Source organism: Mycolicibacterium brumae (assembly GCF_025215495.1).
Taxonomy (GTDB): domain Bacteria; phylum Actinomycetota; class Actinomycetes; order Mycobacteriales; family Mycobacteriaceae; genus Mycobacterium; species Mycobacterium brumae.
Map to the genome: position 1 here is coordinate 2,933,331 of NZ_CP104302.1, position 18,875 is coordinate 2,952,205.

The following is an 18,875-nucleotide window of genomic DNA, read 5'->3' on the forward strand; positions in this document are numbered from 1 at the left end:
CTCAGCCCTTCTCGTCGGCGAGCCGGGAGGTGGTGTCGGCCAGCACGGCGGTGACGGTGCCGGCGGCGGTGGCGACTCGCTCCGGGGTCAACGGCGGGGTGAAGGCCGCCGCGAACGGGGTCGGCAGCTCACTTTGGGCGACCGGACGCTGATGGGAGAACGTGTCGAAGCCGGCCTTGCCGTGATAAGCCCCCGACCCGCTGACCCCGACGCCCCCGAACGGCACCGCGTCGTTGATGTAGGCCAGGCCGAAGTCGTTGCGAGACAACGCGCCCGAGGTGGTGTCGCGCAGGAAACGCTGGAACGCCTCGGTGTCGCCGCCGTACCAGTACGACGACAGCGGGTGCTCGCCGGCCGCGGCGTAGGCGATGGCCTCCTCGACGTCGTCGTAGGTGTGCAGCACCAGCACGGGCCCGAAGATCTCCTCGGTGTGGATGGCGGCGTCGGCGGGCACGTCGAGCAGCAGGGTCGGCGGGATCCGCCGGGACACCGGATCGGGCAGCCGGTCACGCTCATCGTCGGGGGCGATGACGATCTCGGTGGCGCCCTTGGACTTGGCGTCCTCGATCAGTCCCAGCACGCGGCCGTAGTTGGCGTCGTTGATGATTGAGACCACGTCGGGGTTCTCGGCGTAGGTCGGGAAGTGCGCGCGCACCGCGGCTCGGTAGGCGTCGACGAACGTCTGCTTTCCCGCCGCGGGGACGAAGGCGTAGTCCGGGCAGAGGCACACCTGTCCGTTGTTGACGTGCCGGGCGGCGGCCAGCCGCGTTGCGGCGTCGGCGATGTCGGCGTCGGGGGCGACGATCGCCGGGTTCTTGCCGCCGAGTTCCAGGGTGACCGGCACCAGGTTTCTCGCGGCGGCGACGCCGACGATGCGGCCGACCTTGGATGAGCCGGTGAAGAAGATGTGGTCCAGCCGCAGGTCGGTGAACGCGGTGGCGGTGGCCAGGCCGCCGTTGACGACCACCACCTCTTCCGGGGCCATCCGGGAGGCGACCGCGCGGGCGAACACCTCGCCGGTGCGCGGGGTCATGTCGGAGAACTTGATCATCACCCGGTTGCCGGCGGCCAGGGCCTCCACGGTGGGGGTGAAGGCCAGCACCACCGGGAAGTTCCACGGCGCGATGACGCCGACGACGCCCTTGGGGCGGTTCTGCACGTAGGTCGGGAACGCCCCGCCCAACCCGCCGGGGACCTCGACGGGGGCCATCCAGGCCTCCAGGTTCTCCCGGTCGTAGGCGATGGTGCCCATGCCGCCGAGGATGTCGAGTTCCAGGGAGGTGGTGGCGGGCCGGCTGCCGAAGTCGGCGTCCAGGGCGGCGGTGAGTTCGTCGGCGTGCTCCAGGACGGCGGCGATGAACCGATTGATCCGGTCGCGGCGGACCTGCGCCGACGGGATGGGGTCGGCGGCCTGGGCGGCGCGCTGGGCGTCGAGCAGCCGCTGCAGTTCGGCGGGGCTCACGTCGGTGACGGTGTCGGCGGTGATGGTCATGTGGGCAAACTCCTTGAGTTCAGCGAGATTTCGACGGTCAGGCGGTTCGACGGTCAGACGGGTAGCGCGGATCCGGCGGCGAGGTCCTTGGCCCACCGGTAGTCGGCCTTGCCGGCCGGGCTGCGCAGCACCGCGGGGACCCGGATGAAGGCTTTCGGCAGCTTGTAGCGGGCCAGCCGGGTTTTGGTGTCGGCGAGCAGTTCTGCGTCGGTTGGGTCCTGGCCGGGTTTGGTGGCGACGATGGCGACGACTTCGCTGCCCCACCGTTCGCTGGGCCGGCCGACCACGACCACGTCCTGGATGCCCGGGTGCGCGATCAGCGCGTGCTCGACCTCTTCGGCGAAGATCTTCTCCCCGCCTGAGTTGATGGTGACCGAGTCCCGGCCGAGCAGTTCGACGGTGTTGTCGGCGAGGTGCCGGGCCCGGTCGCCGGGCAACGCCATCCGTCGTCCGTCGACCTCGACGAAGGTGCGTTCGGTCTTGGCCTGATCGTTGAGGTAGCCGAGTGGGATCTGGTTCTCCCGGGCCAGCCACCCGGTCGCCGGGTCGCCGGGTTCCAGGACGCGGGTGTGGTCCTCGGCGACGACGCAGGTGCCGGCGGCGGGTAGGAACGATCCCGAGGTGGCGGGTGCGGCGGCGGTGCTGATGTTGGTCAGCTGCGATCCGGTCTCCGAGGAGCCGGCCACATCGGCGATGACGGCTTGCGGCAGCAGCGTCAGGATGCGCTGCTTGACCGAGGCGCTGGTGATCGCGCCACCCACACCGACCAGTTGCACACTCGCGCCGGAATAGTCGCCGCGCTCGAACTCGTCGCACAACGGGGTGGCAAAAGCATTGCCCACCATGTTCATTCGCTGCACGCCTTCACGGTCGATCAGCTCCCAGATCGCGGGCGCGTCGAGTTTGTCGACGACATCGGGGAACACGAGTTTCCCGCCGCCGAGCAGCCCGGCCAGCGCCATCCACTGGGCGGCGCCGTGCATGAGAGGCGGCAGCGGCAGCACCACCGCCGGCTCGGACTGGGCGATCAGCGCGGCGCCCTCGGCGACGGTGTCGACCTCGAAGGTGCCTTCCGGCAGGAACGCGCCGATCCCACTTTCCAGGATGCCGGCCTGGGTCCACAGCACGCCCTTGGGCATGCCGGTGGTGCCGCCGGTGTAAAGCACGTACAGGTCGTCGGGGTCGGGTTCGACGTCGGGGCGCGCCGGGCTGGCCGACGCCAACGCCTGCTCGTAGTCCAATGCCCCGGGCAGCAGCGCGTTTCCGGATTCATCGGCGACCTGCAGCAGCAAGGCCGGCGGGTGCTCCAAGTCGGGCAGCACCGCGGCCAGGGTCGGCGCGAACCGGGCGTGGTAGATGATCGCGCGGGCGTTCGCGTCGTTGAACAGGTACGCGAGTTCGGCTTCCACGTAGCGGTAGTTGACATTGAGCGACGCGGCGCGGGCGGCCGCGGCGCCGAGCATGCCTTCGACGTACTCGTTGCCGTTGAGCAGGTACAGCGCGACGTGGTCCTGCCCGGACTCCCACGGCTGCAGGCTTGCTCGGCGCTGGTGGATGGTGATGCCTTGGGACAGCAGCAGATTCGCCAGCCTGTTGACCCGCTCGGACAGCGCGGCGAAGGTGAGTCGGCGGTCCCGGAAGACGAGGCACTCCCGGTCCGGGAGCGCGTCGGCGACCTCGGCGAACAACGCGGCGTGGTTGTATCGCATGCCGGGCCTACTTGGTTCGGACGTCGACCAGGGCCTGGCGGCGTTCGTCGCGGACCACCCGCAGCGCCTCCTTGAGCGCGGCTTCCAGTTCGCTGCGGCGATGCACGGTCACCCCGTAACCACCTGTGGCGGTGCAGAAGTCGGCGAAGTTCGGCGACGGCGAGAGATCCGAGAAGCGTCCCTCGGCGGTGGCGACCGCCTCGCCCTGCGGATAGACCAGCTGGGTCGCCATATCCACTGCCCACCAGTTGCTGTTGTTGGCGATGATGGTCAGCACCGGCAGGTTGTGTTTGGCGGCGGCGTGGTGGCACGCCGCGGGGTTGGCGAACATGTAGGCGCCATCGCCCAGGGTGGCGATGACCGTGCGCTCCGGCGCGGCGTACTGGGCGCCGAGCGCGGCCGGCAGGCCCCAGCCCAGCCCACCGGACGCCGGCAGGAAGTAGTAGGTGCCGGGCTCGGTTCGGTTGAGCAGGCACGCGGTTGAGACGTATTCGTTGAACACGATGTCGTCCGCCTCGAGCAGTTCGCCGAGGACCGCCGAGATCGCCGCCGACGTGATGGGCTCATCGTCGGATTGGCTGTTCTCGTCGCGGCGCTGGGCGTCGATGCGGCCCTGACGCGCCGCGGCGACGGCGCGGATCTCCTCGGAACGGCTTTGCTCGATGCGGTCGGCGCGGGCCTGCAGCGCCTCCGACAGCCGGGTGAGGAATGCGGCCGGGGTTGCGCTGATGTTGAGATCGGAGCGATGGGACCGGATCGGGTAGGTCGAGTACAGCGGGTCGACGCCGACCTGAGCGATGTAAGTGTCGGCCGGCGGTGGCGTGTGCGTCTCCATCCACGGCACATCGCTTTCCAGGAACACGATGACATCGGCTCGGGCGAAGACGGTTTCGGCCACATCCATGTTGGCGACGCGGTGCGGATGGTTGTACGGCACGTTCAGGTACCGGGCCCAGGGGTCGGCGACGCCGATCCCGAACCGGGTGGCGCAGTCGCTGAGCAGTTCGACGGATTCGGGTTCGATTCCGTTCGCCGTGGCGACGATGACCGGGAACTGCGCGTCAGCGATCCGGTCGGCGAGCGCTTCGATCGCGTCGGGATCGGGTTGCACGGTGCCCGGAACCGGGGTGCGCGCAACCGGCACCGCCGGGTCTTGGGCCGCTTCGGCGAGGACCTCACGGGGCAGGGCGAGGTATACCGGCCCCCGCGGGTGCGCGCTGGCGACGCTGACGGCGCGGTCGACGACGGACTCGACCTGTCGCGGGTCGCGCAGCTCGTAGTCCCACTTGACGAACTCGCGGACCAGGCTCGCCTGGTCGAACATCTCCTGGGACCAGTGAATGGGCAGGTCGCGGGCGCCGACAACGCCACCTTCGAGGATCGGTGAGCGCCCGGCGGTGACCAGCAGTGGAATCCGGTCGCGGGAGGCGTTGGCCACCGAGCACGCGGCGTTCGCCGTGCCGACGTTGACGTGCAGCATGAGCGCCTGCGGTTTGCCGGTCACCAGAGCGGCGCCGTGGGCCATGCCGCCGGCCAGGTTCTCGTGCGCGCACAGCACGGGCGTCGGCAGTGCCGGATCGTTGTCCTTGTTGAGGGCGTAGGCCTCGACGATCGGCGCGAAGTCGGTCCCCGCATTGACGAAGAAGTATTCGATGCCGTGCTCGACGAGCGCGTTGAGGTAGCGGGTGGCGACGGTCTGCGACATGGTGTCTTTCTTGTTTGTGGCCTGGTTCTGCTCGGTCAGGTGCGGGTCAGGGCAGCAGCCACTCGGCGTTGGTGCGGAAGAACTTTGTGGTGATCTCTTCGCCCAACGGCTCGACCTTGGCCAGCATCTTGTTCATCGAGTCCTTGGTGCCCTCGACATGCGGGTAGTCGGTCGAGTAGCAGAACACGTCGGCCAGGTCCGGGTCGTCCTGGATGTAGCGGTCGACGGGCTCGAAGTTGAACGGCGACACCCGGATATTGCGCCGCACGTACTCCGAGGGCTTGAGCTCCATCTTGGCGGCGTGCGAGCCCGGGAAGACCTGGCAGTACATGTCCATCCGGCGACAGGCCGGGCCGACCCAGTGCGCGCCGACCTCGAACAGGCCGAACCGCAGCCGCGGGAATCGCTCGAACACGCCGCCGAGCACCAGCGCGTTGACGTAGTTGTCGATGGCCATGTGGCAGGTGGCGAACATGCCGATGTTGGTGTTGGGGATCTCCGGAGACTGGAACAGGTCCTGGAAGGTCTCGGCGAAGGTCCAGCGCGGATCCAGGAAGAAGAACTCGGTGCCGATGTGCAGGGTGGCGGCGACGTCGTTCTCCTCCAACATCTTCCACAGCGGATCCATCAGGGAGTGCGCCGGGGAGACGCCGCCGGGCGGGACGTCGGCCTGCAGGTAGACGCCCTTGACGCCGCCGTCGATGAGCCGGCGGACCTCGTCGGTCATCTCGGTGATGTCATTGCTGGTGGGGATGATGCCGACGGCGCGGACCCGGCCGTCGTTGAGGCTGGCGTTCTCGATCGCGAAATCGTTGTAGGCGCGCAGGAACATCTGGGCGAACTCCGGACGGGACAGGCCCTCGAGCATCGAGGTGTCGCCGCCGAAGCGCTGCTCGAAGCCGAAGTCGTCCATGCCGCCGACCATCATCGCGGCGATCGCGGTGGTCGGGAAGACGAGCTGCTTTTCGATGCCCATGGTGTCGAGCACCTCGACGCGGCGGGTCAGGTCGATGGCGCTGGGGGCCTTGGGGCCCTTTACCTTCCACACCGAGTCCTCGTCGATGTCCATATCGTCTTCGACGTCGACGTGCATGTTGGTGTCGGTGGGATCCGGGCGCAGCCGGTCGACGGCCTCGAAGAGGTTGCCCATGATCCGGCCGGCCTGGCCGAAGTAATCACCGAGCCGGGTGCTCGGGATCATCTCGTGTGCGTCGACGTCGTGAGCAAGGACCTTCATGGGATTACCTCCGGAGTAGCAAGTCGATCGTGGGCTTGGAGCTGTCCAACCGGACTAGATAGATTGTTCTAGTTGTTAGCGTAATCACACTGGCGTCGCGGCGTCAAGAGTCTGAAAAAACACCCCGCCACCGGGAAGTTCCCAGTGGCGGGGTGCGGGAAAGCCGTCGCAGGTGGCAGCCCGGGGGCTGTCCGGTCCGCCTGCGCGGATAGGCCTTTCGTCTCAGCCGGCGGAGTCGGCGAGCCCGGCGGCGACGAGCGCCGAGGCGGCCCGGCCGGCGGTGTGCATCGGCTCGGCGGAGCGGATGGTGCGGGCCAGCAGCACCCCACCCTCGATCAGGCAGAAGGTCTCGATGGCGACCTCGCGGGCCCGCTCGTCGGTCATGCCGGCTTCGACGAAGCGCTGCTTGAGCACGGTGAGCCAGGATTCGAAGGCGTCCGCGGCAGCTTCGCGCATCACCTCGTCACTGTTGGCGACCTCCAGCGCGATCGTCGCAATGGGGCAGGCGTAGCCGAAGTCGGTGCCCTCCAGCAGCTGGGCTGCGCGCTCGAAGGAATCGGTGGTCGCCTCGACGACGTCGCGCCCCTCCGGATAGATCGATTCCAGGATGGTGCGGTAGCGGTCGCCGCCGTAGGTCAGCGCGGCCGCGCCGAGCTCCTGTTTCCCGCCGGGGAAGAAGTGATAGAGCGAGCCGTAGGGCGCTTCGGCGGCGGCCAGCACGGCTTTGATGCCGGTGGCGCCGAAGCCCTGCCGGCTGAACAGATCCGTGGCGGATTCCAGCAGCCGAACCTTGGTGCCGGCCGGCTCCGTGCCGTTGGTGGTGGTAGTCACCTGCATATATTACCGCGCTAGATCAATCTGTCATGTCTCCCGCGCAAACCATTGACTACGTCACACCTCACTAGATAGATTAATCTAATGACTGATACCCGCGTTTTTGAGCTCCGCACCTACGAGGCCGTGCCCGGCAAGATCGACGCGCTGGTGGCCCGCATCGGCGACCACGCCGCCACCCTGTTCGAGAAGCACGGCATGGAGAACATCGGCTTCTGGGTCCAGACCGACGACGAGGGCAAGCGCACCGACACGCTGACCTACATCGTCGCGCACGACAGCCGGGACGCAGCCGCGCAGTCCTGGAAGGCGTTCTGGGAGGACCCGGAATGGCAGGCCATCCGCGCCAACGGCGAGCAGGTCACCGCCGGCGCCACCTCGGTGTTCATCGAGGCCACGGACTACTCGAAGATCCGCTGACGCCCGATGTCTGCGCTGTTTGATCTGACCGGACACGTCGCGCTGGTCACCGGGGCGAACTCCGGCATCGGCCTCGGCATGGCCCACGGGCTGGCCGAGGCCGGCGCGGACGTGTGCGTCTGGGGCACCAACGCCGAGCGAAACAAGCTGGCGGAGAAGGACTTAGCCCGACATGGCACGAAAGTCCGGGCGATCCGCTGCGACGTCAGCTACGAGGACGCGGTTTCCGCGGCGTTCGACAAGACGCTGGACTACTTCGGCCGGGTCGACTCGTGCTTCGCCAACGCCGGGGTGCGCTCCCCCGAAATCCCTTTCCTGGACACCACATTGAGCGACTTCCGTCGCGTCACCCGGGTGAACCTGGACGGAGCGTTCCTGACGCTGCGCGCCGCGGCCCAGCACATGGTCGCCCGCGGCGACGGCGGGGTGCTGGTCGGCACGTCCAGCGTCTCGGCGCACCACGGCACTCCCCGAGGTCAGGCGTACGCGGCCAGCAAAGCCGGGCTGAGCGCCATGATGCGCAGCTGCGCCGTCGAGTTGGGCCGGCACAAGATCAGCGCGCATTCGCTGGCGGTCGGCTGGACCGAGACGCCCATGCTCTCCCGCGACCTGGACAACCCCACCTTCCAGGAGAACGTCATCAAGCGAATCCCGAAGCGCCGCTGGGGCGTGCCGGAGGATTTCGCGCGCGTCGCGGTGTACCTGGCCGGCGGCGCGGGTGGCTTCCAGACCGGGGACGAGATCGTCATCGACGGCGGATACATGGTCTTCTGACCATTCTTTTGTTCTGTATAGATTGATCTAGTAAATTGAGAACTGCCAGCCCGGCAGCGCAGCACAGCAAAACTTGGAAGAGGTAAGGCAATGATCAAGGTTGACCGGATCGCGCACGTCGTGATCAAAGTCCGCGACCTGAATAAGTCCCTGGACTTCTACACCCGCGTCATCGGGCTGAAGGAGATGGGGCGCATCGACCCGATGGTCGCGTTCCTGTCCACCGGCCGCGACCACCACGAGCTCGGCATCGCCCAGGTCGGCCCGGACGCCCCGTCGGCTCCCTTCTATCAGGTCGGAATGGAGCACTTTTCGTTCCGGCTGAACAACGAGGACGATCTGCGCGAGGCCTACCAGACCCTGCTGGACGAGAAGGTGAAGATCGCCTACACCGTCAACCACGGTGTGGCCAAGAGCGTTTACTTCTTCGACCCGGATGGCAATGAGCTCGAGGTGTACTGCGACAACTCCCCCGAGGAGGTCGCGACCTTCGCCAACCCCTACGGCGGCATGGACAAGCTGGAGTTCGCCCAGGACCAGCCGTCGCTGATGGACTCGATCATCGCCGCGCAGCAGGAAATGGCCGCTGCGGCCGAGGCTGCCGCCAAGGCGTAGCAGATCACGGGTGGAATCGGGCCGGCGTTGGACGTCGGCCCGATCTCGTTTCTTCGCCCCTACGGAGGCGACGAGCCCGAGGCCGGCGGTTCCGGCGGGTCTGATCCTTGTGTCCGGTGGTGGTGTCGGAAGCGTTTGCGGAAGTGGGCGAGCATGTCGGCGGGCTGGTGATACGGGTTGACCCGCGGCTGGCCATGATCGAGATGCTTCGGGGGGATCCACTCGACCCGGCCCTCGGCGTTGAGTCGGGTGGTCCAGTTCTGTTGGTAGGCCATCCGATTGTCCGGGCCGCAGTCCAGCCCCAACTCGTCGACATTCGTCTGGCCGTCCTGGCTGAAATTGTCGAGGTGATCGGCCTGGCACCGGTAGGCGCTGGCTGTGCACCCCGGCCGGGTGCATCCCTTGTCCCGGGCGAACAGGACCAGCCGCTGATCGACTGACGCGAGACGCTTGGTCCGACCCAGCCACAACGGTCGGCCACGTCCGTCGAAGATCACCAGGTAATGCAGGGCATGGGAGGCCATCCGCAGGAAATCACTCATCGGAACCATCGACCCGCCCGCAGTCACCGCCCACCCCGTGAGCGCCGCCGGCACGTCGGGGGCCGGTATCGCGGGGGTTCCGGAAGTTTCCGCCTGGCCGGGGGTTTCGGGCCGATCATGCCGCTGCGCGGTGTCCGGGCCGGTGATGGTGACGACGGGGTCGGTGATCGGCCCGCCGCCGAGGTCGGCGGGGATTCCGCCGTGGGCCGCGGCGTTGAGCTCCGCAAGTGTGGTGGTGACGATGACGGTGACGGGTAGTCCGTTGTGTTGCCCGAGGTCGCCGGAGGCCAGCAGTGCCCGCATCGCGGCGACCAGCGCGTCGTGATTGCGCTGGGCGATCGTGCGCCGATCACCCTGAATCTGCTCCTCCGACGGTGTTCCCGAGACACAGGGGTGTTCATCCTCCGGGTTGCACATGCCCGGCGCCGCCAACTTCTCCAGGATGGGTTCCAGGGTGGCCCAGGCTTCGGGGGTCAACCGCGCCCGCAGGTTGCGCATCCCGTCATGGGTCTGGGCGCCGACGGACAGGCCGCGGGCGGCGGCGCGGCGACGATCAGCGAAGTCCCCGTCCGGATCGAGGACCATGAGCAGCATGGTCGCCAGTTTGCTCAAATGCGAGGGCCCGTACTGCGTGGCGAGCTCGGCCAACTCCTTCTCGGCATCAGCCCGGGTCTCCGGATCCACCGCGGCGGGGATCTTGGCGTAGGTGTCCCGGACAATCGCGACCTGTTCGGGGCCGATCACCCCCGCCGCCACGCCTTGCGCCACGGTGGGCATGACTGGTTCCAGGGGTTGCCCATCCAACGCGACCCGCGGCCCCAGGTCGGCGGCCTCGGCCAACCGGCGCCGGGCGGCGCCGCGGGAGATGCGTAACCGGTCCTCCAGGACGAGGGTGAGGTTCGCCGCCCCCAACACCCCGGGATTGCCGTCGGCGATCAGCCGGGCCAGCAGTCGGTGGTCGGCCGCCGGGCCCCGCCAGGCGAGGGCTTCCCGGCGCGCGAGCACCTCCAACACCTCCTCGGAGGACAGGGCGTCGAGGGACGCCGAAGCCAAGACGCGGTGAGCGGTTTCGGCCTGCGCGAGGGCGGCGAAGATCGCCTCCCGATCGGCGTAGGCGTTGCTTCTCATACCAACAACGCTAGACCCCACCACCGACAAGTTCCGTTGCGAGACAACGGAAAACGGCCCTGTGGATTGAGAGTTCTATGAGAAAATTCGACCCTCGCGCGGGCACCGTCTCACTATCAGCGACACCCGCCCGAAACGCCCGACGCACCCGTCCGACACACCCGCCCGAAACCCCGAAGTTCGCGCCCAGATCCCCCGAATTACTCCGCCTCGTACGGCACAAAGTCGGCCATGTCCCCGTCGAACGCGAGGACCGCGAGGCGGCGGAACTTGCTGCCGTGGAACACAAGTGGCGCGGCGTCCGGCTTGGCGATCAGTCCGTGGATCTGCAGCAGCGCGATGGTGTGATCGCCCGCCGGCAGCTCGGCATACGGTGAGCACTCCAGCCACGCGGTGGCGCCGCGGACCAGCACGGCGCCCTCCTCGGTGTGGTCCCAGGCGACCGAAGCGAAGCGGTTGTCGGCCCGACGGGCCAGCGTCATGCAGATGTCGTCCTGACCTTGCGCGAGCACGCTGATCCCGAGTTTGGGCAGGGTGCGCAACATCTTCCAGGTGCCCGATCCCGCCTGGAAACACAGGGACACCAGCGCAGGTTCCAGCGACACCGAGGTGAACGAGCTGGCGGCCATCCCGATCGGGGCGCCGTCGACCAGCGCGCTCACCGCGGTGACCCCCGAGGGGAAGCAGCCGAACGCCCGGCGCAGCGCGTTCGGATCGGCTTCCAGGGATTCGATCGAGATCATGATCTGGTTCCACCCAACTCATCGGCGCCCGGCGGGGCGATGGACGTCGGCGACAGTGCGCCACGTCACAATCCTACCGCGATTGGATAGATTGATCTAGTGTCTCAAAAAGGCGCGTCCGACACCTGGACCATGAGCTTCCCGTCATGGTCGCCGGTGAACAGCCGGTTCAGCGCCTCCGGCGCCGCCTCCAAGCCGTCCAGCACGTGGTCCTTCCATTGCAGTTGCCCGGCCTGGATCCAACCCGCCAGATCTGAGTAGGCCTCCCGCGCGCGGTGGAAGTGGTCCAGGATCACGAAACCCTGAATCGTCAACCGCTGCATGAGGACTCGGCCGAAGTCCCGCGGGCCCGCCATCGGCTCATCGGAGTTGTACTGCGAGATCAACCCGCACACCGCCATCCGGCCGCCGCGGTTCATCCGGGCGTAGACGGCGTCCATGATCGGACCGCCGACGTTCTCGAAGTCCATATCGATTCCGTCTGGACACAACCGGTCCAACGCCGCGCCGACGTCCTCGTTCTTGTAGTCGATGGCGGCGTCGAAGCCGAGATCGTCGATGATCCAGCGACACTTCTCCGGCCCGCCGGCGATGCCGACCACCCGCGCGCCCTTGATCTTGCCGATCTGGCCGACGATGGAGCCGACGGCGCCGGCGGCGGCCGAGACCACCAGCGTTTCAGCGGGTTTTGGCCGGCAGATATCGATCAGCCCGACGTAGGCGGTCAACCCGGTGGTGCCGAGCACCGACACCGAGGCCGTCAGTGGAACGCCATCGCGGCGGCGGATGCGCCCGGCCGAGGCGGCGTCGTAGACCGAGTACCGCTGCCAGCCGCCTTCGCCGAGCACCACCGCGTCGCCCGGGACGAACCGCTGCGAGGCGCTCTCCTCGACCACCCCGACGGTGACGCCGCGGACGACCTCGCCGACGCCGACCGGCGGCAGGTACTGCTCACGGTCGCTGAGCCACACCCGGTTGGTCGGGTCGATGGAGAGGTACACATTGCGCACCAGGATCTGGTCCTCGCCGAGCTCCGGGACCGGCAGATCGGACAGCTCCAGATCGTCGGCGCCGTCGGGCCGTCGGCCCAGCACCCATCCGCTATTGCTCCGGGCCATTGCCGCCGCCTCTCTCGATGAATCCTCGTCGTTGACACGCCGACGCCCACGTCCTATCGTCACCGTAGTAGATCGTTCTATCTAGCGCTAGATCGGGAGTTATTCACTTGAGCACCGACACCCACGCCGCACGGGTGGCCGACGCCGCACGCGCCGTCGTGCGGGATCACCCGCCACGGGAAGTCCCGGCCGCCGAGTTCTTCGGCGCCTGCTACGACGCCGGCCTGTCCTGGATCCACTTCCCCGAGGGCCTCGGCGGCCTCGGGTTGTCACGCGGACTGCAGGGCGTGGCCGACGCGGTGTTCCAGGAGGCCGGGGCGCCGTCGCCGTATGACCTGAACATCATCGGCTACGGGATGGCAGCCCCCACCGTCGTTGAGCACGCCCAGACCGAGGAGCTCAAGCGACAGTGGCTGCGCCCGCTGGCCTCCACCGAGGACATCTGGTGCCAGCTGTTCTCCGAACCGGGAGCCGGGTCGGATCTGGCCGGATTGGCCACCTCCGCGGTCCGCGACGGCGACGACTGGGTGGTCAACGGCCAGAAGGTGTGGACCACGCTGGCGCACTGCTCCCGCTGGGCCATCCTGATCGCCCGCACCGATCCCGACATGCCGAAGCACAAAGGCCTGACCTACTTCGTCGTCGACATGAACAGCCCCGGCGTGGACGTGCGCCCGCTACGCCAGATGACCGGGCAGGCCGAATTCAACGAGGTCTACCTCAACGACGTCCGGGTCCCGGACGCCTACCGACTGGGCGCGGTCGGCGGCGGCTGGGGCGTCGCGATGACGACGCTGATGAACGAGCGCAGCACGATCGGCGCAGCCGGGCTGCGGCGCGGTTACGGGACCATCGCCGACGCCGTCGCGCTGTGGGCGCAGCGGCCCGAGCTGCGCACCCCGGTCAAGCGCGACCACCTGACCGAGCTGTGGCTGCGCGCCGAGGCGCAGCGGCTCACCTCCGAACGGGCCCGGGTGTCGGCGACCGTCCGCGGACCGGGCCCGGAGGGCTCCATCGACAAACTCGTCGGCGCGGAGCTCAACCAGCGGATCTACGAGTTCTGCATGGACCTGCTCGGTGCGGAATCGACGCTGTACCACGACTATTCGATGCGCGAGATCACCGCCGAGAACGCCAATGTCGGCGGCCCGGTGCAGGAGCGGTTCCTGCGCTCACGCGCCAACACCATTGAAGGCGGCACCTCGGAGGTGCTGCGCAACATACTCGGCGAGCGGATCCTGGGCCTACCCGGGGATCTGCGCGCCGATTCCGGACGACCCTGGCGTGAGGTGCCCCGTGGCTGACATCGAAGAGTTCGCGTTCACCCCCGAGCAGCAGGAGCTGCGCGCCGCGGTGCGCCGGTTCGCCGCCGACCATTCCGACGAGGAAACCGTCCGGAAGCTGATGGACTCCACCCCGCGATTCGACGAAAAGTCTTGGCTACGGCTGGGTTCGGAGCTCGGCGTGCTGGGCCTGGGCGTCCCCGAGGAGCTCGACGGCTCCGGCGGTGGGATCGTCGACGCCGCGATCCTCGTCGAGGAACTCGGCGCGATGCTGTTCTGCGGCCCGATCTACGGCACCGTCATGCTGGCCATCCCGGCGCTGGTCGCGGCGCCTGACTCACCGGCGCGCGACGCCATCCTGGGCCCGCTGGTGGCCGGTGAGCGCACCGCCGCCTGCGCGCTCGGCGAACGGGCCGGGCAATTCGACGCCGGCGCGGTCACCGTGCGGGCGGCCGAATCCGACGGACAGTGGACGCTGACCGGAACCATCCCGCAGATGGTCGACGCCGGAGCGGCCGATGACCTGCTCATCGCGGCCACCGGCCCGGACGGGGTGGCACTGTACGCCGTGGAGGCCGACGCGCCGGGCGCGCGGCGCACCGAACTGTCCACCCTGGACCCGACCCGCCCGCAGGCCGCTGTCGGATTCGACGGGGTGTTCGCCCGCCGGCTCGCCGACCCCGCGCAAACCGCCGCGGTCTGCTCGCACGCGCTGCAGGTGGCCTCGGTGCTGCTGGCCGCCGAGCAGGTCGGCGGCGGGCAGCATCTGCTCGACCTCAGCGTCGCTTACGCCAAGGAGCGGTTGCAGTTCGGCCGGCCGATCGGATCATTTCAGGCGGTCAAGCACCGGATCGCGAACATGTTCGTCGAGCAGGAACACGGCCGGTCGGCGGCCTATCACGGCGCCTGGGCGCTGCAGGACCGCACCGACGACCCGGCGCTGGTCGCGTCCATCGCTCAGGCGGCCTGCTCGGTGACGTTCTCCCGGATTGCGGCCGACACCATCCAGGTGCACGGCGGCATCGGGTTCACCTGGGAGCACCAGGCACACCTGTACTTCAAGCGGGCGTTCACCGACGCCGCGCTGCTGGGCAGCGCCGAGGCGCACCGGGACCGGATCGCCGGCGCGGTTCTCGACTCTGCCACAACGGATTACACGGTCGAGGTGGCGACCGGATGAGCTCCGGGTTCGCGGGGCGGTGCCGATCCCCCATCCCGTGACCCCGGCTTCAACACCGAAGAGCCCGCCCGAGGAATGTCCTCGGGCGGGCTCCTTGGGATCGCGGCTCAGGGCACGATGCCACCAGTGGCCAGCACCAGCTGGCCGGTGATCCACCGGGCATCCGGCGACGCCAGCAGCGACACCGCATCGGCGATGTCTTCGGGCTCCCCGATGCGTCCCAGCGGCGTCCGCGCGATCAGCGCGTCGTCCTGCTCCTGGGTGTTCGTCCCGATCAGGTCGGTGTTGGTGAACCCCACCCCGATCGAGTTCACGGTGATGTTGCGCGGCCCGAGTTCGGCGGCCAGCGAGCGGGTCGCCGCCTCCAGTCCCGCCTTGGTCGCGACGTAGACCGTGCTCCACGGCAGCGGAAAGACCGTGACGCACGAGCTGATATTGATGATTCGCCCGCCGTCCTCCGGGAACAACGGGGCTGCCGCCTGCATGGTCGCGATAGGACCCAGGATGTTGACGTCGAACTGCTTGCGGGTGAACGCCTCGGTGACGTCGTCGATGGGCTCGCGGCCCACCTCCTGCACCGCGTTGTTGACCAGGACGTCGAGGCGGCCCAGGTCGGTGGCCGCCTTTCGGACAAGCTCCTGAGCTTGCGACCAGTTCCCCATATCCGCCCGCATCGCGACGGCTCTTCCACCGGCTGCCTCGATACTGTCGACGACGGCGTCCGCCTTGTCCTGGGACGCAACGTAATTCACCACCACGGTCGCCCCGTCTGATGCCAACCGGCGGGCAGTCGCCGCGCCGATCCCTCGCGACGAGCCGGTGACGATCGCAACCTTGCCTGTCAGTCTGCTCATCGGCACTACACCGTCGACTGGCTCGGGCGCTTGGCGTCCGGATTCGATTCGTGCTCGATGGACAGGCCCTGCTCGGCCGCCCAGTCGTAGGCGTCGTGTTTGGCGATGATCGGGAGCCGGTCGGCGGTCCGCGAGACCCCGGGGACGTCGCCGAAATCGGCGCCGAGCTGCTCGGACATCATCTGCGCGAACAGCGGGTCCATGTACATCCGCTCGCCGGAGATCTTCTTGTGTGCCGGATCGAAGGCCAGCACCACCAGGTAGAGGCCACTGACGCGGTTGCCCTCCAGGGTGTTGAAGGACATCACCGCCTCGCGCAGCAGCGTGTTGTCGCACATCGCGTGGATTCGCTTCTCGGCGGCCACATCTCGGTGGTCGACGGGCAGGATCCGGCGGTACATCTCGCGCACCGCCTGCTGTCCGTCGATGATCCATCCCAGCGCCGACAGTTCATAGTGCGGGTCGGGCACCACGGTGGCCATGGTGGCGTCGATGTCCTGGTTCAGCTCCGCGATCTCGTGCGCCAGCAGTACGGCTTCCATCTCTTCGAGCGTCATATTCGTCGTCATCACTGCATCCCTTCGGTTGGTGCGTTCACTGACCGGGCTGTGGTCAGTTGATGGTCAGGCCGCGACGCTCTGCGACCGCGTAGGCGTCGTGCCGGTCGATCTGGGGCGCGAAGTCGCTGAGCTTGCGGATGCCGGGCTGCTTCTCGAAATCCGGTCCGAGGTTCTGCTTGAACATCTCCGCGAAGTTCGGGTCCATGTACATCCGCTCGCCGGAGATCAGCTTGGTCTCCGGGTCGAAGGACATCACCACCAGGTACTGGCCGGTGACCCGTTCGCCGTCGTCCTTGGTGAACGAGACGTGCGCCTCCCGGACCAGGGTGTTGGCGGCGATGGCGTGAATCCGCATCTCGGCGGCCACATTTCGGTGTCGGTTGCCCGGCAGGATCTTGCTGTAGGCCAGCCGCACCGCCTCATGCCCCTCGAATGCGAGTCCCAGGGTCGCCAGTTCGTAGTGCGGGTTGGGCGACAGGGTCGCCATGGTGCGGTCGATGTCTTCCTCGAGTTCGGCGATTTCGTGTTCGAGGAGAATCGCCTCTATTTCCTTCTTGGTCAGGTCGTCGGCCATTGGGGCTCCTCTTCGATCGGTGGGCTTCACTTCTTCCAGTCCTCCTTCAAATCGCCCTGCCAGTTGGCGGCCAGGGCGGCGTTGAAGCGGGTCATGTCGTAGGCGGCGTCGGTCACGTGCTCGGCGGCGCTCATGTCGCTGGCCTGTTCGAAGTGCTCGGCGACGAACTCTGCGGTGAGCGCGTCGTCGCTGACGCCGGCGTTGCCGTAGACGGCGTAGCGGCTGAAACGTCCGCCGCCGATCCGGAAGAGGCCGCCCGAGGCGTCGCAGTCCCGGCTGCACAGGTACGCCACGCCCTCCCCCACCAGTTCGGGAGTGTGGGAGCGGAACCATTCCATGGCGCCGGGGTCGGCGGTCTCCTCGACGCTGCGGGTGTAGGCCTGCGGGAAGACGGTGTTGACCAGAATGCCGAGCGGTTTGCCCTCGATGGCCGCGGCGCTGGAGATGCCGATGACGCCGCCCTTGGCCGCGACGTAACCGAGCATGCCCTGCTGACCGAGGACGGTGTTGGAGGAGGTGTTGACGATGCGGCCGTAGCCTTGTTCGCGCATCAGCGGCCAGACCCGGCGCATCAGCGTCATCGCGCCGATCAGGTTGGTGCGGATCTCCCCTTCGAGGTGCCCGTCGGTGTCCTCATCGACGGCGTGGAACGGGCGACTGCCGCCGGCGTTGTTGACCAGGATGTCGACCCGGCCGAAGGCGTTCACGGCGGCCTCGACGATGCCGCGGGCGCTTTCCGCGGTGCCGACCGAGGATCCGTCGGCGACTGCGTCGCCGCCGGCGGCCTTGATCTCCTCGACCACGGCCTGGGCGACCTCGGTGGTGCCGGCGGTCATGGTGTCGAAGGAGCCGCCGTAGTCGTTCACCAGCACCTTTGCGCCACGTTTACCCAGCGCGAGGGCGGTGGCGCGGCCGATTCCGCGGCCCGCGCCGGTGACGATCGCGACCTGTCCCGCAAAGCTCAACATCAACCGACTCCTTAATAGATCGCCCTATTGACGGGTTCGAGCGAATGTGACTAGGGTAACTCTCTAGATCAATCTATCCAATAGTAATCGAGAGATTCAGGAGGGTGATATGCCCGAGACCTTCAACGCCTTCGTCGTGAACAAGGACGACAGCGGCTTCAACGCCGGCGTCCAGCAACTCACGCTCGCCGACCTGCCCGACGGTGACATCACCGTGCGGGTGCAGTACTCCAGCGTCAACTTCAAGGACGGCCTGGCCTGCCTGCCGGAAAGCCCGGTGGTGACCAGCTACCCCATGGTCCCCGGGATCGATCTGGCCGGAACCGTCGTCAAGTCCAGCAACCCCCGGTTCAGCGAGGGCCAGGAGGTCCTCGCGATCGGGCAGGCCCTGGGCATCGCCCAGTTCGGCGGTTACGCCGAGTACGCCCGGCTCTCCAGCGACTGGGTCGAGCCGCTGCCCGAGGGCCTGACCCTGCGCGAGGCGATGGCGCTGGGCACCGCCGGCTTCACCGCCGGCCTGGCGATTCAGCGCCTCGAGGACAACGGCCTGCAGCCCGGCGACGGTCCGGTGCTGGTCACCGGCGCCACCGGCGGCGTCGGCAGCGTGGCGGTCAATATGCTGGCCGGTCGCGGCTACGAGGTGGCCGCCAGCACCGGCAAGTCCAGCGAGCACGAGTACCTGCAGAGCCTGGGCGCCTCGAAGATCCTCAGCCGCGAGGACGTCTCCGGCGCGAGCGACAGCCCGCTGGAGGCCGAATTGTGGGCCGGCGCCGTGGATCCCGTCGGCGCCGACACCACCGCCTACCTGCTGCGCACCACCCGCTACGGCGGCTCGGTGGCCACCTGCGGCCTGACCGGCGGCTTCGCCATCGCCACCACGGTGCTGCCGTTCATTCTGCGCGGGGTCAACCTGCTGGGCATCGACTCGGTGCAGTGCCCCGCCTCGCTGCGCGCCAAGGTGTGGCGCCGGCTGGGGTCCGACCTCAAGCCGAGCGCGCTGGCCGACAGCATCACCAACGAAATCGGTCTGGAGGAGATCCCCTCGGTGGCCGGTCCGATCCTCGGCGGCGCCGTCAAGGGCCGCACCCTGGTCCGGATCTAGCAGCGACTTTCGCGAAAACGGGGACAGCTGGTGAGAC

General features: G+C 68.0%; 18 protein-coding genes. 6 read left to right on the top strand and 12 right to left on the bottom strand.

Features of this window, described 5'->3' with window-relative positions:
- Window position 1: 1 nt before the first annotated feature.
- The 5 genes from L2Z93_RS14285 to L2Z93_RS14305 all read right to left on the bottom strand — a co-directional run bounded on the left by L2Z93_RS14285 (window position 2) and on the right by L2Z93_RS14305 (window position 6,974).
- Window positions 2–1,492, bottom strand: coding sequence for an aldehyde dehydrogenase family protein (locus tag L2Z93_RS14285; protein ID WP_090590453.1), 1,491 nt, complete (start codon window positions 1,490–1,492; stop codon window positions 2–4).
- Between the two features lie 53 nt (window positions 1,493–1,545).
- Window positions 1,546–3,201, bottom strand: a complete 1,656-nt coding sequence (locus L2Z93_RS14290; RefSeq protein ID WP_090590459.1) for an AMP-binding protein — start codon at window positions 3,199–3,201, stop codon at window positions 1,546–1,548.
- A gap of 7 nt (window positions 3,202–3,208) precedes the next feature.
- Window positions 3,209–4,906 carry a thiamine pyrophosphate-requiring protein gene (locus L2Z93_RS14295; RefSeq protein WP_090590463.1) on the bottom strand — a complete coding sequence of 566 codons (1,698 nt, stop codon included), beginning with the start codon at window positions 4,904–4,906 and terminating at the stop codon, window positions 3,209–3,211.
- A 46-nt stretch (window positions 4,907–4,952) separates the two neighbouring features.
- Complete coding sequence (locus tag L2Z93_RS14300; RefSeq protein ID WP_090590467.1) at window positions 4,953–6,143, bottom strand: amidohydrolase family protein; 1,191 nt, start codon at window positions 6,141–6,143, stop codon at window positions 4,953–4,955.
- Window positions 6,144–6,365: 222 nt separating this feature from the next.
- Window positions 6,366–6,974: a TetR/AcrR family transcriptional regulator gene (locus L2Z93_RS14305; protein WP_234786186.1), complete on the bottom strand. Its 609-nt coding sequence runs from the start codon at window positions 6,972–6,974 to the stop codon at window positions 6,366–6,368.
- An 87-nt stretch (window positions 6,975–7,061) separates the two neighbouring features.
- On the opposite strand from L2Z93_RS14305, the gene L2Z93_RS14310 reads away from it, so the two are divergent.
- The 3 genes from L2Z93_RS14310 (at window position 7,062) to L2Z93_RS14320 (ending at window position 8,786) form a co-directional block, all read left to right on the top strand.
- Window positions 7,062–7,397: an NIPSNAP family protein gene (locus L2Z93_RS14310; RefSeq protein WP_090590474.1), complete on the top strand. Its 336-nt coding sequence runs from the start codon at window positions 7,062–7,064 to the stop codon at window positions 7,395–7,397.
- A 6-nt stretch (window positions 7,398–7,403) separates the two neighbouring features.
- On the top strand, window positions 7,404–8,171 hold the full coding sequence (locus tag L2Z93_RS14315; protein ID WP_090590476.1) for an SDR family NAD(P)-dependent oxidoreductase: 768 nt from the start codon (window positions 7,404–7,406) through the stop codon (window positions 8,169–8,171).
- A gap of 90 nt (window positions 8,172–8,261) precedes the next feature.
- Window positions 8,262–8,786: a VOC family protein gene (locus L2Z93_RS14320; RefSeq protein WP_090590480.1), complete on the top strand. Its 525-nt coding sequence runs from the start codon at window positions 8,262–8,264 to the stop codon at window positions 8,784–8,786.
- Between the two features lie 59 nt (window positions 8,787–8,845).
- On the opposite strand, the gene L2Z93_RS14325 is transcribed toward L2Z93_RS14320, so the two are convergent.
- From L2Z93_RS14325 to L2Z93_RS14335, 3 genes are all read right to left on the bottom strand, one after another.
- Window positions 8,846–10,456 carry an HNH endonuclease signature motif containing protein gene (locus L2Z93_RS14325; protein ID WP_090590484.1) on the bottom strand — a complete coding sequence of 537 codons (1,611 nt, stop codon included), beginning with the start codon at window positions 10,454–10,456 and terminating at the stop codon, window positions 8,846–8,848.
- A gap of 200 nt (window positions 10,457–10,656) precedes the next feature.
- On the bottom strand, window positions 10,657–11,199 hold the full coding sequence (locus L2Z93_RS14330) for a flavin reductase family protein (protein ID WP_090590487.1): 543 nt from the start codon (window positions 11,197–11,199) through the stop codon (window positions 10,657–10,659).
- A gap of 104 nt (window positions 11,200–11,303) precedes the next feature.
- Complete coding sequence (locus L2Z93_RS14335) at window positions 11,304–12,317, bottom strand: NADP-dependent oxidoreductase (RefSeq protein ID WP_090590491.1); 1,014 nt, start codon at window positions 12,315–12,317, stop codon at window positions 11,304–11,306.
- Between the two features lie 107 nt (window positions 12,318–12,424).
- Between L2Z93_RS14335 and L2Z93_RS14340 the strand changes: the two genes are divergently transcribed.
- Together L2Z93_RS14340 and L2Z93_RS14345 are read left to right on the top strand one after the other, a co-directional pair.
- Window positions 12,425–13,621, top strand: coding sequence for an acyl-CoA dehydrogenase family protein (locus tag L2Z93_RS14340; protein ID WP_090590494.1), 1,197 nt, complete (start codon window positions 12,425–12,427; stop codon window positions 13,619–13,621).
- Window positions 13,614–14,780, top strand: coding sequence for an acyl-CoA dehydrogenase family protein (locus L2Z93_RS14345; RefSeq protein ID WP_090590497.1), 1,167 nt, complete (start codon window positions 13,614–13,616; stop codon window positions 14,778–14,780). The genes L2Z93_RS14340 and L2Z93_RS14345 overlap by 8 nt, the downstream gene beginning before the upstream one ends.
- Window positions 14,781–14,887: 107 nt before the next feature.
- On the opposite strand, the gene L2Z93_RS14350 is transcribed toward L2Z93_RS14345, so the two are convergent.
- Genes L2Z93_RS14350 through L2Z93_RS14365 form a run of 4 tightly spaced genes read right to left on the bottom strand, consistent with a single transcriptional unit; the run spans window position 14,888 to window position 17,736 of the window.
- Window positions 14,888–15,634 (bottom strand): SDR family NAD(P)-dependent oxidoreductase, encoded by a 747-nt coding sequence (locus L2Z93_RS14350; protein WP_090590891.1) that lies wholly within the window; start codon window positions 15,632–15,634, stop codon window positions 14,888–14,890.
- 5 nt (window positions 15,635–15,639) lie between these two features.
- Window positions 15,640–16,203 (bottom strand): hypothetical protein, encoded by a 564-nt coding sequence (locus L2Z93_RS14355; protein ID WP_234786187.1) that lies wholly within the window; start codon window positions 16,201–16,203, stop codon window positions 15,640–15,642.
- 43 nt (window positions 16,204–16,246) lie between these two features.
- On the bottom strand, window positions 16,247–16,768 hold the full coding sequence (locus L2Z93_RS14360; protein ID WP_090590505.1) for a hypothetical protein: 522 nt from the start codon (window positions 16,766–16,768) through the stop codon (window positions 16,247–16,249).
- A 26-nt stretch (window positions 16,769–16,794) separates the two neighbouring features.
- Window positions 16,795–17,736, bottom strand: a complete 942-nt coding sequence (locus L2Z93_RS14365; RefSeq protein ID WP_090590508.1) for an SDR family NAD(P)-dependent oxidoreductase — start codon at window positions 17,734–17,736, stop codon at window positions 16,795–16,797.
- A 109-nt stretch (window positions 17,737–17,845) separates the two neighbouring features.
- On the opposite strand from L2Z93_RS14365, the gene L2Z93_RS14370 reads away from it, so the two are divergent.
- A complete protein-coding gene (locus L2Z93_RS14370; protein WP_090590512.1) occupies window positions 17,846–18,838 on the top strand; it encodes an acrylyl-CoA reductase family protein in 993 nt (330 codons plus the stop codon).
- The last annotated feature ends 37 nt before the right edge of the window (window positions 18,839–18,875 follow it).